The 617-nt window shown below is 48.0% G+C and carries 1 protein-coding gene; it reads right to left on the reverse strand.

The annotated features are described in order from the left end of the window. Positions 1-617: sodium:calcium antiporter (locus tag IE178_RS37170; protein WP_193515092.1), on the reverse strand; the 617-nt coding region annotated here is incomplete at both ends.

Below are 617 nucleotides of genomic sequence, written 5' to 3' on the forward strand. Positions count from 1 at the left end.
GTCAGTCCGATTACCGATTCACTGACACCCCATGAACGGGCAAGCCCGCTTGCCCCGTCGACAAAAAGCTGTCCGCCGAATATGAGTCCGGCCAGCCCTCCTGCAATATACAACACCGATTTCCATACAGGCATTTCCTTTATCTTCTGCTCCTCTCCTGCCTCATCTGCCCCATTACGGGCGATGGCAAATGTATAACGCATAAATATAAGGAAGAAAGCCAGCAGAACAAACCCATCGGAACGGCTGATAACATTGACCGCTTCCCTGTCCAGCATCATGTCATTGGCACAGACAAAAAGTACCAACGAAGAAAGAATGACTAACGGAATCTCTTTACTCATCGTCCCCTCACCTACTTTTATGGGGAGTACCAAGGCAGTACAACCTATAATCATCAAAGCATTGAATATATTACTACCCACCACATTACCAATAGCCATTTCAGCACTGCCATTCAATGCAGAAAGCACACTGATAACCAATTCGGGAGCCGAAGTGCCGAAAGCTACAATGGTAAGCCCGATTACCAAATCAGAAATACGGAAACGTTTGGCAACCGCTGCAGAACCATCCGTCAAGCCATTCGCGCCAGCTAAAATGAGAGCCAGACCACC

The sequence above is a fragment of the Streptomyces griseoloalbus genome (assembly GCA_014650015.1).
Taxonomy (GTDB): Bacteria; Actinomycetota; Actinomycetes; order Streptomycetales; family Streptomycetaceae; genus Streptomyces; species Streptomyces griseoloalbus.